The organism is Streptomyces sp. NPDC003327 (assembly GCF_053589515.1).
In genome coordinates this window covers 76,527-90,249 of sequence record NZ_JBSFSA010000014.1, presented here as the reverse complement: position 1 = coordinate 90,249, position 13,723 = coordinate 76,527, and the positions used below count along the sequence as shown (strand labels likewise).

Genomic DNA, 13,723 nt, shown 5'->3' with positions numbered 1-13,723 from the left:
CACCGTACGCCCCGGGGCCTCCGGCGGGCCGCGCGGGCGGGACAGAATGGGCCGCGATGAACACCGATGCGGACGACGGCTGGTCCCTGGTCGTACCCCTGAAGCCCCTGGCCCTCGCCAAGAGCCGACTGGCCGCGGCGGCCGGGGCCCGGCTGCGGCCCCGGCTGGCGCTGGCCTTCGCCGAGGACACGGTGGGGGCGGTCCTGGCGTGCGGGGCGGTGCGGGATGTGGTGGTCGTCACGGACGATCCGGCGGCGGCCGCGACGCTCGCCGCGCTGGGGGCGCGGATCGTGCCGGACACCCCGGCGGCGGGGCTCAACCCGGCGCTGGCCCACGGGGCGCGCGCCGTGCGGGAGGGGCGCCCGGGCGCACGGGTGGCAGCGCTCAACGCGGACCTTCCGGCGCTGCGGCCGACGGAACTGGCCCGGGTCCTGGACGCGGCCCGGCAATTTCCGCGCGCATTTCTCGCGGATGCCGCCGAAATAGGTACGACATTCCTCTCGGCCGGGCCGGGGGTGGAATTGGAACCCGCATTCGGGGGGCCGTCACGGCTGCGGCATTTGTCCTCGGGAGCCGTGGAAATCCGGCTGGCGGGGGTGGATTCCGTGCGCCGGGACGTGGACACCGGGCGGGACCTGGCGGCGGCGGAGGCGCTGGGGCTCGGCCCCCGGACGGCGGCCCGCTGGCTGACGGCGGCCGGATAGGCTGCGGTCCATGCAGGCGACCGCGTACACGTACGACCCCGAGACCCGCACCGGAAGTGTGCTGCTCGACGACGGCACCCCGGTGGAGTTCGGGGCGGAGGCCTTCGAGGCGGGCGGGCTGCGGCTGCTCCGGCCGGGGCAGCGGGTGCGGATCGAGGCGGAGCCGGGCACCTCGGGGGCCGGGCTGCGGATCACCCTGGTGACGCTGCAGACCTTCTGAGCGCGCCGCGGGCCGGGCTCCCCGAGGGGAGCCCGGCCCGGCGGATGGGTGCCGCTCGTCCTACTTCTTGGCGGCGGTCTTCTTGGCGGTGGCGGTCTTGCGCGCGGTCGTCTTCTTGGCGGGCGCCTTCTTCGCCGTGGCCTTCTTGGCCGGCGCGGTCTTCTTCGCGGTGGTCTTCTTCGCCGCGGCCGCGGTGGTGGAGGTCTTCTTGGCCGGGGTCGCCTTCTTGGTGGCGGCCGCGGTGGTGGTCTTCTTGGCGGCGCCGGTGGTGGTCTTCTTCGCCGCCGCGGTGGAGGTCTTCTTGGCCGGGGTCGCCTTCTTGGTGGCGGCCGCGGTGGTGGTCTTCTTCGCCGGGGTCGCCTTCTTCGCGGCGGCCTTCTTGGCGGTGGTGGCCTTCTTGGCGGCGGCCTTCTTGACCGTCGCGGAGGCGCCGCCGGTCAGGCTGCCCTTGGGGGCCTTCTTGACGGAGACCTCGCCGCCCTTGGGGAGCTTCTTCGAGCCGCTGACCAGGTCCTTGAAGCCCTGGCCCGCACGGAAGCGCGGAACGGAGGTCTTCTTGACCCGCACGCGCTCGCCCGTCTGCGGGTTGCGGGCGTAGCGGGCCGGGCGGTCGACCTTCTCGAACGAGCCGAAGCCGGTGACCGAGACACGGTCTCCGGCGACCACGGCGCGCACGATGGCGTCCAGCACGTGGTCGACGGCGTCGGCGGCCTGCTGGCGGCCGCCCATCTTGTCGGCAATCGCTTCTACGAGCTGCGCCTTGTTCACGTCTTCCCCTTCGGAGACATTGCCAGAACGAAAGTGTTCAAGCTTTTTCGCACGTTAGGCATGTATATACCGCAAATCAAACACGAAACGGTCTAATCACCCTAGTGCCGCAACGGAGAAGACCCGTTGCGGAGTTCCTGGTGTCAGTCGTCCTCTGGGAATCGGCCCTCGTCGAGGTCCTTCATCAACCGGTCCAGACGCGTGGCCGCGTCCTTGAGATCGTGCTTCGCCGCTGCCGTGACGACCAGCAGCTTCCGGGACAGCGCCATCCTTACGCCCTCCGGGACTTGCAGTTCGCGCACTTTCGTGTGCGCTTCCTTCAATCGGGCGGCGACTGCCTCGTAGAGCTCGAGTTGGCTGTCGCGTTCCATGCACCGATTGTGCCATCTAGGGCGAGTTGTCGCCCGACAGGGTCTCAACAAGCGACTGCGCCCCCCACCGGAAGGTGGGGGGCGCAGTCTTGGAAAAGCGCTGCTCAGGCCGTAATTGTACGGGGCTTGAAGGACGGCCTCGCCGCCTCGTAGGCCGCGATGTCCCCTTCGTTCTGAAGGGTGAGGCTGATGTCGTCCAGCCCGTTCAGGAGCCGCCAGCGGGCGTTCTCGTCGAGCTCGAAGTCGGCGTCGATCCCGGGGGCGAGGACCTTGCGGCGCTCCAGGTCGACGGTGACCTCGACGGTCGGGTCGGCCTCGGTCAGCTCCCAGATCGCCTCCACCGTCTCCTGCGGCAGGACGACGGTCAGCAGGCCGTTCTTCAGCGAGTTGCCGCGGAAGATGTCGGCGAAGCGGGAGGAGATGACCGTCTTGAAGCCGTAGTTCTGCAGGGCCCAGACGGCGTGCTCGCGGGAGGAGCCGGTGCCGAAGTCGGGGCCGGCGACCAGGACGGTCGCGCCCTGCCGCTCGGGGCGGTTGAGCACGAAGTCGTCGGACTTGCGCCAGGCCTCGAAGAGGCCGTCCTCGAAGCCGTCGCGGGTGACCTTCTTGAGCCAGTGCGCCGGGATGATCTGGTCGGTGTCGACGTTGCTGCGGCGCAGCGGGACGGCCCGGCCGGTGTGGGTGGTGAAAGCTTCCATGGTTCCTCAGACCCCCGCGGTGGTGGCGACGTCGGACAGATCGGCCGGGGAGGCCAGGTGGCCCAGCACGGCGGTGGCGGCGGCGACCTGGGGCGAGACCAGGTGGGTGCGGCCGCCCTTGCCCTGCCGGCCCTCGAAGTTGCGGTTGGAGGTGGACGCGGAGCGCTCACCGGGCGCCAGTTGGTCGGGGTTCATGCCCAGGCACATGGAGCAGCCCGCGTGCCGCCATTCGGCGCCGGCCTCCTTGAAGACCTTGTCCAGGCCCTCCTCGACGGCCTGGAGCGCGACCCGGACGGAACCGGGGACGACCAGCATCCGGACGCCGTCGGCGACCTTGCGGCCCTCCAGGAGGGCGGCGGCGTTGCGCAGGTCCTCGATGCGGCCGTTGGTGCAGGAGCCTACGAAGACGGTGTCGACCCGGATGTCGCGCAGCGGCTGGCCGGCGGTCAACCCCATGTACTCCAGGGCCTTTTCGGCGGCGAGGCGCTCCGAAGCGTCTTCGTACGAAGCGGGGTCGGGGACGTTCGCCGAAAGCGGCGCGCCCTGGCCCGGGTTGGTGCCCCAGGTGACGAACGGGGCCAGCGAGGCGGCGTCGATGACGACCTCGGCGTCGAAGACCGCGTCCTCGTCGGACTTCAGGGTCTTCCAGTACGCGACGGCGGCGTCCCAGTCCTCGCCCGCGGGGGCGTGGGCGCGGCCCTTCAGGTACGCGAAGGTGGTCTCGTCGGGGGCGATCATGCCCGCGCGGGCGCCGGCCTCGATCGACATGTTGCAGATGGTCATCCGGGCCTCCATCGAGAGCTTCTCGATGGCGGAGCCGCGGTACTCCAGGACGTAGCCCTGGCCGCCGCCGGTGCCGATCTTGGCGATGATGGCCAGGATGAGGTCCTTGGCGGTGACGTCGGCGGGCAGCTCGCCGTCGACCGTGATCGCCATGGTCTTCGGGCGGGCCATCGGCAGCGTCTGGGTGGCGAGCACGTGCTCGACCTGGCTGGTGCCGATGCCGAACGCCAGACCGCCGAAGGCGCCGTGCGTGGAGGTGTGGGAGTCGCCGCAGACGACCGTCATGCCCGGCTGGGTCAGGCCCAGCTGCGGGCCCACGACGTGGACGACGCCCTGCTCGACGTCGCCGAGCGGGTGCAGCCGGACGCCGAACTCGGCGCAGTTCTTCCGCAGGGTCTCCAGCTGTGCGCGGGAGACCGGGTCGGCGATCGGCTTGTCGATGTCGAGGGTGGGGGTGTTGTGGTCCTCGGTGGCGATGGTGAGGTCGAGGCGCCGCACCTGCCGGCCGTTCTGACGGAGCCCGTCGAACGCCTGCGGGCTGGTCACCTCGTGCAGCAGGTGCAGATCGATGAAGAGGAGGTCGGGCTCGCCTTCGGCGCGCCGGACGACGTGGTCGTCCCAGACCTTCTCCGCGAGTGTCCTACCCATCGCTTTCCCTCCGGCCGGCGGCTGCGCCGACACCACTAGAGACCCGTTTCGCGAGCCGTTGTGCGGCCGCCTCACCAGAGTGACGGGTTCCTCGGAAAATTGAACTTGCGTTTCACAGAGTGAGACGCGAATATCGTTGCATGGACAACTCTAGCGGCGTAGGCGTTCTCGACAAGGCAGCCCTTGTCCTGAGCGCCCTGGAGTCCGGTCCGGCCACCCTCGCAGGTCTGGTCGCGGCGACGGGACTCGCACGACCCACGGCTCATCGTCTCGCCGTGGCACTGGAACACCACCGGATGGTGGCCCGCGACATGCAGGGCCGCTTCATCCTCGGACCGCGTCTCGCGGAGCTCGCGGCCGCGGCCGGCGAGGACCGCCTGCTCGCCACGGCGGGCCCGGTGCTGACGCATCTGCGCGACGTCACCGGCGAGAGCGCCCAGCTCTACCGGCGCCAGGGCGACATGCGCATCTGCGTGGCGGCGGCCGAGCGGCTCTCCGGCCTGCGGGACACCGTGCCCGTCGGCTCGACGCTGACGATGAAGGCCGGCTCCTCCGCGCAGATCCTGATGGCCTGGGAGGAGCCCGAGCGGCTGCACCGGGGCCTCCAGGGCGCCCGCTTCACCGCGACGGCCCTGTCGGGCGTACGGCGGCGCGGCTGGGCCCAGTCGATCGGCGAGCGGGAGCCCGGTGTGGCGTCCGTCTCCGCGCCCGTACGCGGCCCCTCGAACCGCGTGGTGGCGGCCGTGTCCGTCTCGGGCCCGATCGAGCGCCTGACGCGCCACCCGGGTCGTATGCACGCCCAGGCGGTCATCGACGCCGCCGCTCGGCTCTCCGAGGCGCTCCGCCGCAACGGCTGATCTTCCCCTCTTCATCTGTACGTCCCCCGGCCCACCGCTCCAACGCCGCAGCGGTGGGCCGGACTTGTGCGTCCGGCGGGGAACAGCGAAGAAGCCCTCCCCCGAAGGGAAGGGCTTCTTCTGTGCGTACCCCCGACCGGATTCGAACCGGCGCTACCGCCTTGAGAGGGCGGCGTGCTAGGCCGCTACACAACGGGGGCAAGATCAATGAAGATCCGCTGGCCTACCTGGACTCGAACCAAGACTAACTGAACCAGAATCAGTCGTGCTGCCAATTACACCATAGGCCACTGGTGGTCTAAACCAGTTGGTACCCCCGACCGGATTCGAACCGGCGCTACCGCCTTGAGAGGGCGGCGTGCTAGGCCGCTACACAACGGGGGCCCTAGCGATCCTGCATCGGGTTCACCGGGAGCTACCCAGGTGATCCCGCGGGAAGGATCTGTACCCCCGACCGGATTCGAACCGGCGCTACCGCCTTGAGAGGGCGGCGTGCTAGGCCGCTACACAACGGGGGCTTTGTGGATGCCATCCACGGTTTGCAGATGAGCTCTGCGAGCTGGCCTACCTGGACTCGAACCAAGACTAACTGAACCAGAATCAGTCGTGCTGCCAATTACACCATAGGCCACCGGGGCAACGTCCCCGCCAGGGGGATCTTGCTCGGCTTGCGCTTTCCGGGTTCTTGCCTTTCGGCTTGCTCCCCTCGGCGCAGGAAGAACATTACCCGAAGGTGGACGGTGCTCCAAAACGGGTATCCGCGCGGAGCAGGGCGGGGAGCTGGTGGAGGTCGGTGATCCGGTCCAGCTCGGGCCTGCCCCCCGTGGCGGCGCGATCGAGCCACACCCCCCGCAGCCCCGCCTCCACGGCGCCGCGGGCGTCGATGTCGGGTTGGTCACCCACGTACACGATCTCGTGCGGCGCGAGGTCCAGGGCCGCGCAGGCGGCGAGGAAGGCCTCCGCGGCGGGCTTGGCGGTGCCCAGCTCGGCGGCGCACAGGACGGCCTCGAAGCGGTCGCGGACGCCCAGGGCGCGGAGCTTGGGCTCCTGGGCGTGGATGCTGGAGTTCGACAGGACCGCGTGCCGGTAGTCGTCGGCGAGGAGGTCGAGGACGGGCAGCGCGTCCGGGAAGAGCTCCCAGGCCGCCTGGTAGTGCACGACGTACCGCCCGAACCAGTCGTCGGCCTCCCCGTCGGTGAGCCCCGGCGCCCCCAGGAAGTCCCGGACCCGGTGGCGCCGCTGGTCCTGGAAGCTGCCGCCGTCGGCCTCGAAGCGCCGCCAGTGCAGCTCGGTGAGCTCCTTCCAGCGGCTCAGGGCGTGCTCGACGGAGGCGTAGGTCCCGAGGAGGCCCTCCGCGGCGAGGTGGGCGCGCATGCCGGCGCGGTCGGCGCTCGCGTAGTCGAAGAGGGTGTCGTCGATGTCCCAGAGGACGGCACGGATGGCCATGGGACGACGGTACCGCCGGGGGCGGCCGTGCGGGGATGATCCGCGAAGGGGATACGACGAAGGGGGCGGCGCCCGGATGTCCTCCGGGTGCCGCCCCCGTGCCGCACGGAGCGCGGTTACGCGGTTACGCGGCGAGCTTCGCCAGGGCCGCGTCGATGCGGGCCAGGGTCTTCTCCCGGCCCAGGATCTCCAGGGACTCGAAGAGCGGCAGGCCGACCGTGCGGCCGGTGACGGCGACGCGGACGGGGGCCTGGGCCTTGCCGAGCTTGAGGCCGTGGGCCTCGCCGGCGGCCAGGACCGCGTTCTTGAGGGACTCCGGGTCGCTCCAGTCGGCGTCCACGAGCTTCTCGCGGGCCGTGGTGAGCAGCGCGGCGGGCTCGCCCTTCATCGCCTTGTCCCAGGAGGCCTGGTCGAAGACCGGCTCCTTCAGGAAGAGGAAGTCGACGTTGGCCGTGATGTCCGAGAGGACGGTGAGGCGGGTCTGGGCGTGCGGCGCGATGGCCTCCCAGGCGGCGCGGTCGAAGTCCTCGGGCGCCCAGTTGGCGTGCGGGGCCCGCAGCCAGGGCTCGCAGGCCTCGGCGAAGGCCTTCACGTCCAGCATGCGGATGTGGTCGGCGTTGATCGACTCGGCCTTCTTGAGGTCGAAGCGCGCCGGGTTGGCGTTGACGTCGGCGATGTCGAACTTCTCGACCATCTGCTCGATCGTGAAGATGTCCTGGTCGGCGGAGAAGGACCAGCCGAGCAGGGAGAGGTAGTTCAGCAGGCCCTCGGGGAGGAAGCCGCGCTCCCGGTAGAGGTTGAGGGAGGCCTGCGGGTCGCGCTTGGAGAGCTTCTTGTTGCCCTCGCCCATCACGTACGGCAGGTGGCCGAAGTGCGGGATCTCCTTGGCGACGCCCAGCTCGATCAGCGCCTTGTAGAGCGCGATCTGGCGGGGGGTGGAGGAGAGCAGGTCCTCGCCGCGCAGGACGTGGGTGATCTCCATGAGGGCGTCGTCGACCGGGTTGACCAGCGTGTACAGCGGCGCGCCGTTGGCCCGGAGGATGCCGTAGTCCGGCACGTTGTCCGGCGTGAAGGTGAGCTCGCCGCGGACGAGGTCGGTGAAGGTGATCGGCTCGTCGGGCATCCGGAAGCGGACGATGGACTCGCGGCCCTCGGCGCGGTAGCGCTCGATGCGCTCGGCGCTCAGGTTGCGGCAGGTGCCGTCGTAGCCGGAGGGCTTGCCGGCGAGGCGGGCGGCGTCGCGGCGCGCCTCCAGCTCCACGGCGGTGCAGAAGCAGTGGTACGCGTACCCGCCGGCGAGGAGCTTGTCGGCGACGTCCTTGTAGATGTCCATCCGCTGGGACTGGCGGTACGGCGCGTGCGGGCCGCCGGTCTCGGGGCCCTCGTCCCAGTCGAGGCCGAGCCAGCGCAGCGAGTCGAGCAGCTGGACGTACGACTCCTCGGAGTCGCGGGCCGCGTCGGTGTCCTCGATGCGGAAGACCATGGTGCCCTCGTTGTGCCGGGCGAAGGCCCAGTTGAAGAGGGCGGTGCGGACCAGGCCCACGTGGGGGTTGCCGGTCGGCGAGGGACAGAAACGGACGCGGATGTTCGCGTTAGCCACGCTTGATCACCCTATTGGTGAGAGTGCCGATGCCTTCGATGGTGACGGCGACCTCGTCGCCGACGTTGAGGGGGCCGACCCCGGCGGGAGTGCCGGTGAGGATGACGTCGCCGGGCAGGAGCGTCATGGCCTCGGTGATGTGGACGACCAGGTCCTCGATGGAGCGGATCATGTCGCTCGTACGGCCCAGCTGGCGCTGTTCGCCGTTGACCGTGGCCTGGATGGTCAGGTCGCCCGCGGCGGAGAGGCTCAGGCCGGTCTCCACCCAGGGGCCCAGCGGGCAGGAGGTGTCGAAGCCCTTGGCGCGCGCCCACTGCTTCTCGCGCTGCTGCGCGTCGCGGGCGGTGACGTCGTTGGCGCAGGTGTAGCCGAAGACGACGTCCTTGACGCGCTCGCGGGGGACCTCGCGGCACATGCGGCCGATGACCACGGCGAGTTCGGCCTCGTGGTGCAGCTCGCGGGAGAAGGAGGGGTACTCGATGGCGTCGCCGGGGCCGATCACCGAGGTGGTGGGCTTGAAGAACGCGACGGGGACGTCGGGGACCTCGTGGCCGAGCTCGGCGGCGTGCTCCGCGTAGTTGCGGCCGATGGCCACGACCTTGTTGGGGAGGACGGGCGGCAGGAGCCGGACCTTGCTCAGCGGGACCTTGGTGCCGCTGAGCTCGAAGTCGGTGTACGGGATGCCCTTGATGATGTCGAGGACGAGGCCGCCGGACTCGACGGTTCCCTCGCCCTCGACGGCGCCGAAGGCGACATTGCCGTCGATGGAGAATCTGGCGATGCGCACGAGTGCTGTCGCCCCTCACTTGCTACTGGCTGGAGTCTGACGCTCCAGGCTAACGCGGCGCGGGGCGGCGGACCGGCGGACGGCCGGCGGTGCCGCGCGGGGCGGTGGGGGCGGCGGCGGTCAGCGGGTCGCGGAGGCGTACGGCTGCGGCTCGAAGGGGGCCGGGGCCTGCATGAGGATGGTGCGGCGCGGGTTGGCCGTGGTGCCGGGCAGCTCGGCCGCGTACTCCGGCTGGGCGCCCCGGCCGAGCTGTGCGGCGTCCTCGAGGTGGGCGAGGGTGGAGCGGCGGGGGTTGGCCGTGGTGCGGAGCGTCGTCGTCTTCATCGCGGTGATCTGACCTTGTTCCGGTACGGACGCCGCGGGGGCGCGGGCGTCGAGCGGTCGGGCATCGTGTAAAGCGTCAGGCTAAACATCCGATTCCCTTCGAATGCATGGCTAAGGCATCGAACGGGGTGTGAGTTTGCTCACCACTGACACCATATTCCGGGCATTACGGACTGTGTCCCGTCGCCACGCAAACGGACATTAGGGCTGTGAATGCTGCATTCCGCTCCTGATCATGTCGACTGGGACACACGGGTACGCCAGACCATTGGAGCGGAAAAGTCCGATTCCTCCGCGATCATCTTCTACATGGGGTGACCTCGCGAGCACGGTTCGTCATCCCCCTCGGGGTGCGACACGCGGCCCTTGTTGGAGATCCGCCACTGTGCTGGAATTCCCGCACCGCCGCGGGTTTCAAGCCGGCGCGCAGGGGGCGCAACGCAGCGCCGGCCGAGTGGCGGGAAAGGGGGAACTGCGCCGGTCACGACGACCACCCGGGACGCTGGCGCGTCCCGATCGACGCCGACACCGTCCTCTCCGTTCACCCGGAAGGACGCCTGGTCCAGAGGTTGCGACGCTAGTGCAGGGACGTTTCAAGAGGGATGGCTCGGGTTCTCCCCAGGCCCGTCAGGGCCGAGCCGAAGCTCAGGCGGAGCAGGAACCGCGCGCCGGGACCGACCGCGGTCCCTCGGCCCCGCACGCCCCGAACCAGGGCCAGGGTCCGTCCGGCGAGGGCGACACGGGCAGGCGGCCGGGCTCCACGAGCTCCACGGCCGCCCCGGCCGACGCGCCCGCAGCCCCCAAGCTCAAGGCCAGTGACGAGGTGGGGCCCCGAATAGCCCTGCGGAACTGGCGCATCTCGACGCGTCTGGTCGCCCTCCTCACCCTCCCCGTGGTCGCCGCGACGACCCTGGGCGGCATCCGCATCAGCGAGTCGCTCCAGGACATGGAGCAGCTCGACCACATGCAGCTGCTGACCAAGCTGACCCGTGAGGCGACCGACCTCGCCCAGGCGCTGCAGTCCGAGCGCGACCTGTCGGCCGGTCCGCTGGCCAACGGCCGGCCCGTCAGCGACTACCAGGTCGCCAACCCGCGCAAGCGGACCGACCGCGAGTACAAGGCCTTCCTCGACGCCACCGAGGACATCCCGGCGACCGAGGGCGACGAGGCGCTGCGCAGCATCCGCCAGAACGTCAGCCAGATCGCCTCGCAGGTCATCCAGCTCAACTCGATCCGCGGCAACGCCTACGGCGAGGGCGTGTCCCACTCGGTGACCGTCGAGGCCTACAGCCGCCTCATCCGCTCGCTGCTCAGCCTCTCCCAGGACATGGCGCAGGCGACCAGCAACCCGGACATGATCAAGCGGACCCGCGCGCTCGCCGCGTTCTCGTCCGCCAAGGAGTACGCCTCCATCCAGCAGGCGATCATCGCGGCGGCCCTGCCCGCCAACGACACCCGGCCGGGCAAGATCCAGCCCGGTGACCGCCTGTACGCCGAGGCCGCGCTCAACAGTGAGAAGGTCGAGCTCAAGTCCTTCGAGGCGGTGTACGAGGACACCGGCGGCGACGCCGCGGAGCTGACCGCCTCCCTGAGCACCGGCAACCCGACCATCCAGTCGGCGGACAAGTACGCCGAGCGCGTGCTCAACAACGACACGGCGATGGGCGAGGGCCGGCGAGGCCACCTCGACTTCACCGACGAGTACGGCACCAAGATCAGCGCCATGGACAAGATCGAGGACGAGCTCCTCGGCGACATGGAGACCATGGCCCGTGAGCTGCGGCAGGAGTCGCAGCGCGAGGCCATCATCAACGGTGCGCTCATCCTCCTGGTCCTCGGCGTCTCTCTCATCGGCGCGTTCGTCGTGGCCCGGTCCATGATCCGCTCGCTGCGCCGGCTCCAGGACACCGCGACCAAGGTCGCCCAGGAACGCCTGCCGGAGCTCGTCAAGCAGCTCTCCGAGTCGGACCCGCAGGACGTCGACACCTCCGTCGAGTCCGTCGGTGTGCACTCCCGCGACGAGATCGGCCAGGTGGCCGCGGCCTTCGACGACGTGCACCGCGAGGCGGTCCGCCTCGCCGCCGAGCAGGCCCTCCTCCGGGGCAACGTCAACGCGATGTTCACCAACCTCTCGCGTCGTTCGCAGGGCCTCATCCAGCGTCAGCTCTCGCTCATCTCCGAGCTGGAGTCCCGCGAGGCCGACCCGGACCAGCTGTCCTCGCTCTTCAAGCTCGACCACCTCGCGACCCGCATGCGCCGTAACGGCGAGAACCTCCTCGTCCTCGCGGGCGAGGAGCCGGGCCGCCGCTGGACCCGACCCGTCCCGCTCGTCGACGTCCTGCGTGCCGCGGCCTCCGAGGTGGAGCAGTACGAGCGCATCGAACTGGCCGCGGTCCCGGCGACCGAGGTCGCCGGCCGGGTCGTCAACGACCTCGTGCACCTCCTCGCCGAGCTGCTGGAGAACGCCACCTCGTTCTCCTCGCCGCAGACCAAGGTCCGGGTCACCGGTCACGCGCTGCCCGACGGCCGCGTGCTCGTCGAGATCCACGACACCGGCATCGGCCTCTCCCCCGAGGACCTCGCCGCGATCAACGAGCGGCTCGCCTCGCCGCCCACCGTGGACGTCTCCGTCTCCCGCCGCATGGGTCTGTTCGTGGTCGGCCGCCTGTCCCTGCGACACGGCATCCGCATCCAGCTGCGCCCCTCGGACTCGGGCGGCACCACCGCGCTCGTCATGCTCCCCGTCGACGTCGCCCAGGGCGGCAAGAAGCCCGCTCCGAAGGCGGGCCCCGGCGGCCAGGGCGCCGTGCCGCAGGGCGGCTCCGCCCCCGGCGGCCGTCTCGCCGGCGGTCCCGGCGCGGCCGGTGGCCCCGGCGGTGCCCGTCCGGGCCTCGGCGGCGGTGGCTCGGCGGCGGGCCGGCTCGCTACCGGTGCCGGTGCCGCGCGCGGCCAGGTCGGCGCGGGCTCCGCGCCGCGTGCCGCGCTGCCCGGCCGGGAGGGCGGCCCGCTCGCGGGCGGCCCGGGTACCCGTGCCCCGCAGCCGCAGAACGCCCAGGCGGACCGGACCGGTCAGCTCCCGCAGGCGCCCCAGGCCCCGCAGGGCCAGGACCCGCTGCGTCCGGGCCCGGGCACCGGTGGCCTCATCGGCGGCGCCGCCAGCGCCATCCCGTCCCGTACGGACGTGTGGGGCGGCCAGCCGCAGGGCCAGCAGCAGCCGCAGGGCCAGCCGCAGCAGGGCAACCAGCCCGGCCAGAACGGCTTCCCGCGCGCCGAGCTGCCCGGCGGCGACCCGCAGGCGCAGCAGGCCCCGCGCCCGCAGGCCGCGAGCTGGGGCAACGACCCGGCCCAGCAGCCGGTGCGCCGCCCGCAGCAGGACATGAGCCCGCTGGACGCCCCGCGCGGCCACGAGGACCCGGAGACGACCGGCCAGTACGCGATGCCCGGCGCCCCCCAGGGCCCCGGCTCCACCGGCCAGTTCGCCCGCCCGGACTTCGGTGCCCCGCAGGGCCCCGGCTCCACCGGCCAGTTCGCGCGGCCCGACTTCGGCGCGCCCCAGCAGGCGCAGCAGGCGCACCAGGGCCAGCACGCGCAGCAGCCCCAGCACGGCCAGCAGCCGCAGGCTCCGCAGGCGTACCAGGGCGGCGTCCAGGACCCGGCCTCGACGGCCCCGTTCCCGCGGCCCGACTTCGGCGCGCCCCAGGCGCCCCAGCAGGCGCAGCAGGGCCGGCACGCCCAGCAGCCGCAGGCTCCGCAGGGCTACCAGGGCGGCCAGCAGCAGCAGTTCGGCCAGCAGGGTCCCCAGGGCCTCCCGGGCCAGGCCCCGCGGCAGCGGACCGGCGGTGGCTCCGGCGACTTCGGCGCCCCGCAGGCACCCCAGGCGCCCCACGCGCCCCAGGGCCAGCACGCACAGCAGCCCCACCAGCAGCAGGCCCCGCAGCAGGCGCAGCCGCGTCAGCCGCAGCTCGGCCAGCCGCGTCGTCCGGAGGCCCTGCCGCCGGCGCCGGGTGGCGCGGGCGACGCACGGACGCCGCTGTTCGACTCGCTGGAGAACAACTGGTACCAGGACCCCGCGCAGCAGCAGGCGCAGGGCCGGTCCGCCGGCCGGGGCCAGGAGTTCGACAGCACGACGCAGACCCCGGTGGTGCCGCAGTCGGCCGCTCCGGCGGCGCCGCGTCAGCCCGGTGGGCCGGCGGGCGGCGACGCCGGCCGGCCGAACGGGGCCGCCTGGCGGACCTCGCCCAACGACGAGCTGGTGCGCCAGGCGGAGCGGGTGCGCAAGCCCGCGGCCGGCGGCGTCACCACCTCCGGCCTCCCGCGCCGCGTGCCGAAGGCCAACCTCGTACCCGGGACCGCCCAGGAGCAGGCCCACACGGCCGGCCCCCAGGTCTCGCGTGCACCCGACGACGTCCGCGGCCGGCTCACCAATCTGCGCCGCGGCATCCAGCAGGGCCGCCAGGCGGGCAACTCGACCACGGGTAGCTTCCACCTCGGTCCGAACCACCAGCAGGAGCGTTAGT

General features: G+C 71.7%; 12 protein-coding genes and 5 tRNA genes. 4 read left to right on the top strand and 13 right to left on the bottom strand.

The features are described from left to right. The first annotated feature begins 56 nt into the window (after nt 1-56). Nucleotides 57-704 carry a 2-phospho-L-lactate guanylyltransferase gene (gene cofC, locus ACWDVG_RS15190; protein WP_451699609.1) on the top strand — a complete coding sequence of 216 codons (648 nt, stop codon included), beginning with the start codon at nt 57-59 and terminating at the stop codon, nt 702-704. 10 nt (nt 705-714) lie between these two features. After that, nucleotides 715-924, top strand: a complete 210-nt coding sequence (locus ACWDVG_RS15185; protein WP_451699608.1) for a hypothetical protein — start codon at nt 715-717, stop codon at nt 922-924. A gap of 60 nt (nt 925-984) precedes the next feature. Here ACWDVG_RS15185 and ACWDVG_RS15180 read toward each other — a convergent pair whose 3' ends face one another. The 4 genes from ACWDVG_RS15180 to leuC all read right to left on the bottom strand — a co-directional run bounded on the left by ACWDVG_RS15180 (nt 985) and on the right by leuC (nt 4,192). After that, nucleotides 985-1,692: an HU family DNA-binding protein gene (locus ACWDVG_RS15180; protein ID WP_451699607.1), complete on the bottom strand. Its 708-nt coding sequence runs from the start codon at nt 1,690-1,692 to the stop codon at nt 985-987. A gap of 143 nt (nt 1,693-1,835) precedes the next feature. After that, the gene (locus tag ACWDVG_RS15175; protein WP_451699606.1) at nt 1,836-2,063 is read right to left on the bottom strand and encodes an SCO5555 family protein; all 228 of its coding nucleotides are present in this window, start codon (nt 2,061-2,063) and stop codon (nt 1,836-1,838) included. A 104-nt stretch (nt 2,064-2,167) separates the two neighbouring features. After that, nucleotides 2,168-2,761 (bottom strand): 3-isopropylmalate dehydratase small subunit, encoded by a 594-nt coding sequence (gene leuD / locus ACWDVG_RS15170; protein ID WP_451699605.1) that lies wholly within the window; start codon nt 2,759-2,761, stop codon nt 2,168-2,170. Nucleotides 2,762-2,767: 6 nt separating this feature from the next. Beyond that, nucleotides 2,768-4,192 carry a 3-isopropylmalate dehydratase large subunit gene (leuC, locus tag ACWDVG_RS15165; protein WP_451699604.1) on the bottom strand — a complete coding sequence of 475 codons (1,425 nt, stop codon included), beginning with the start codon at nt 4,190-4,192 and terminating at the stop codon, nt 2,768-2,770. 140 nt (nt 4,193-4,332) lie between these two features. Here leuC and ndgR point away from each other — a divergent pair, with 140 nt between their 5' ends. Further along, nucleotides 4,333-5,049: an IclR family transcriptional regulator NdgR gene (ndgR, locus tag ACWDVG_RS15160; protein ID WP_005311436.1), complete on the top strand. Its 717-nt coding sequence runs from the start codon at nt 4,333-4,335 to the stop codon at nt 5,047-5,049. Nucleotides 5,050-5,176: 127 nt separating this feature from the next. Here ndgR and ACWDVG_RS15155 read toward each other — a convergent pair. The 9 genes from ACWDVG_RS15155 to ACWDVG_RS15115 form a co-directional block, all read right to left on the bottom strand. Continuing rightward, nucleotides 5,177-5,249 (bottom strand) — tRNA-Glu (locus ACWDVG_RS15155). An 18-nt stretch (nt 5,250-5,267) separates the two neighbouring features. Continuing rightward, nucleotides 5,268-5,339: transfer RNA gene (locus ACWDVG_RS15150), tRNA-Gln, on the bottom strand. 18 nt (nt 5,340-5,357) lie between these two features. Next, nucleotides 5,358-5,433: transfer RNA gene (locus tag ACWDVG_RS15145), tRNA-Glu, on the bottom strand. A gap of 61 nt (nt 5,434-5,494) precedes the next feature. Beyond that, nucleotides 5,495-5,567: transfer RNA gene (locus ACWDVG_RS15140), tRNA-Glu, on the bottom strand. Nucleotides 5,568-5,608: 41 nt separating this feature from the next. Then, nucleotides 5,609-5,680: transfer RNA gene (locus ACWDVG_RS15135), tRNA-Gln, on the bottom strand. A gap of 92 nt (nt 5,681-5,772) precedes the next feature. Then, complete coding sequence (locus tag ACWDVG_RS15130) at nt 5,773-6,495, bottom strand: HAD family hydrolase (protein ID WP_451699603.1); 723 nt, start codon at nt 6,493-6,495, stop codon at nt 5,773-5,775. Nucleotides 6,496-6,619: 124 nt separating this feature from the next. Then, a complete protein-coding gene (gltX, locus tag ACWDVG_RS15125; RefSeq protein WP_451699602.1) occupies nt 6,620-8,095 on the bottom strand; it encodes a glutamate--tRNA ligase in 1,476 nt (491 codons plus the stop codon). Beyond that, the gene (locus ACWDVG_RS15120; RefSeq protein WP_451699600.1) at nt 8,088-8,882 is read right to left on the bottom strand and encodes a fumarylacetoacetate hydrolase family protein; all 795 of its coding nucleotides are present in this window, start codon (nt 8,880-8,882) and stop codon (nt 8,088-8,090) included. Before ACWDVG_RS15120 ends, gltX begins: the two co-directional genes overlap by 8 nt. A 120-nt stretch (nt 8,883-9,002) precedes the next feature. After that, complete coding sequence (locus ACWDVG_RS15115; RefSeq protein WP_451699599.1) at nt 9,003-9,206, bottom strand: hypothetical protein; 204 nt, start codon at nt 9,204-9,206, stop codon at nt 9,003-9,005. Nucleotides 9,207-9,786: 580 nt separating this feature from the next. Between ACWDVG_RS15115 and ACWDVG_RS15110 the strand changes: the two genes are divergently transcribed. Continuing rightward, the gene (locus ACWDVG_RS15110; protein ID WP_451699598.1) at nt 9,787-13,722 is read left to right on the top strand and encodes a nitrate- and nitrite sensing domain-containing protein; all 3,936 of its coding nucleotides are present in this window, start codon (nt 9,787-9,789) and stop codon (nt 13,720-13,722) included. Nucleotide 13,723 lies beyond the last annotated feature (1 nt).

Coding starts and splice junctions, on each gene's coding strand:
- leuC (WP_451699604.1), bottom strand. CDS start 4,192: ATGGGTAGGACACTCGCGGAGAAGGTCTGGGACGACCACGTCGTCCGG.
- leuD (WP_451699605.1), bottom strand. CDS start 2,761: ATGGAAGCTTTCACCACCCACACCGGCCGGGCCGTCCCGCTGCGCCGC.
- ACWDVG_RS15115 (WP_451699599.1), bottom strand. CDS start 9,206: ATGAAGACGACGACGCTCCGCACCACGGCCAACCCCCGCCGCTCCACC.
- cofC (WP_451699609.1), top strand. CDS start 57: ATGAACACCGATGCGGACGACGGCTGGTCCCTGGTCGTACCCCTGAAG.
- ACWDVG_RS15175 (WP_451699606.1), bottom strand. CDS start 2,063: ATGGAACGCGACAGCCAACTCGAGCTCTACGAGGCAGTCGCCGCCCGA.
- ndgR (WP_005311436.1), top strand. CDS start 4,333: ATGGACAACTCTAGCGGCGTAGGCGTTCTCGACAAGGCAGCCCTTGTC.
- ACWDVG_RS15185 (WP_451699608.1), top strand. CDS start 715: ATGCAGGCGACCGCGTACACGTACGACCCCGAGACCCGCACCGGAAGT.
- ACWDVG_RS15130 (WP_451699603.1), bottom strand. CDS start 6,495: ATGGCCATCCGTGCCGTCCTCTGGGACATCGACGACACCCTCTTCGAC.